1 protein-coding gene is annotated in these 1,286 nt (G+C 67.5%); it reads right to left on the reverse strand.

Annotation, left to right across the window (positions count from 1 at the left end; genetic code table 11):
* Positions 1–1,155, reverse strand: a 1,155-nt coding sequence (locus ACIQE0_RS38740; RefSeq protein WP_402341105.1) for a transposase, incomplete at its 3' end; no start/stop codon positions are given.
* Positions 1,156–1,286: the final 131 nt, after the last annotated feature.

The following is a 1,286-nucleotide window of genomic DNA, read 5'->3' on the forward strand; positions in this document are numbered from 1 at the left end:
CCGGTCGCCCTGGGCAGGGGTGCGGATCTGGGGAAGTGTCCAAGCCAGTTGGGTCTTGAGGGTCTTGAAAGCGTGCTCGACGTCGAACCTGCGCAGGTAGGTCTTCCACAAAAGGTCCAGGTCGAAGGCGGTGCTGTCGGGGGCGGTATGCCACAGCCAGACATCTTCGGGGGTGCGGTTGCCGGGCAGGCGGTCGACACGGATACGAATCACCGTGCCAGGCACCACCGGCAGTTCCTGGTCGGCAGGCAGACCGGCCCAGCCGCCGTGCCGCGCCAGCTTTTGGTGAAGGCCGTGCCAGGCGCACACCTCAACAGCACCGTAGCGGGGGTTTGCGGCATGCAACCGCTCATCGGGGGCCGACCAGGACGCCACGTCGGCCAGCGCGTGGCGGTCCCCGTGCCGGGGCGGCCGCCCCGGTTTGCCGTCCCTGCGACAGCGGGGCGCTGTGGCGTAGAAGACTCGGTCGGAACGGACCCTGCCCAGTACCTGCACGTGCAGGCTCTCCTGCCCGGCCAGGTAGCTGATGCGGGTGAGGTCGTAGCCGGAGTCGAACACGAACAGCGGTGCGGGCCGGCCGGCGAGCAGACCAGCCGCGTCCAGCCGCCCGGCCACGCGGGCGAGTTGGTGCACAGTCACCACGGTGGCATCCTCCTCCGGGCCGATCCGCACCGCGTCCAGCGGCGCGGTCCACGCACTCGCACCCCACTCCAGCCCCACCGCAACGGAATACGGCCACCCGGGAAGCGTCTTGCGGGACCCGTCGCACCGACAGGAGGTGTAGCAGTGGCACCGCTCCGGACTGGTCTCCGCATCCGGACGCGCCCACGGCGAGACGTCCACGGCAATCTTCACCGGCCCCGCATCCACCGGATGCCACGCAGCCACAAGCAACCGGCCCAGGGCTTCGGTATCGATATCACCGCAGGCCACAGCGTCATACAAAGCCCCGTGCCCACGCCGGAACACGTGCTCCTCACACAACGCCACCAGCGACTCGGCCCGGCCGCGCACGGTCAGCACCGCATCCGCTAGTTCGAACAACGCATCCGCACGACGTCGCAAACACCCGTACAAGCCCTCGCGGAAAGACGTCAACTCCCTACACCGACCCGCCCGTTCATCCTCGACCAACCCGCCGGTACCTGGCATCATCAGTCCCACGGCCACCCCACCGTTTCTTCGTAGCTTCAGCACTCCGAAGAATTGCGGGTGGCCGCCTCCATGTTCAGGGCCTCAGCATCAAACCCCACCAAGGAATGATCTTGGCGGGGTTAAAAGTAAAG

Source organism: Streptomyces sp. NPDC093097, from assembly GCF_044754325.1.
Classification (GTDB): Bacteria; Actinomycetota; Actinomycetes; order Streptomycetales; family Streptomycetaceae; genus Streptomyces.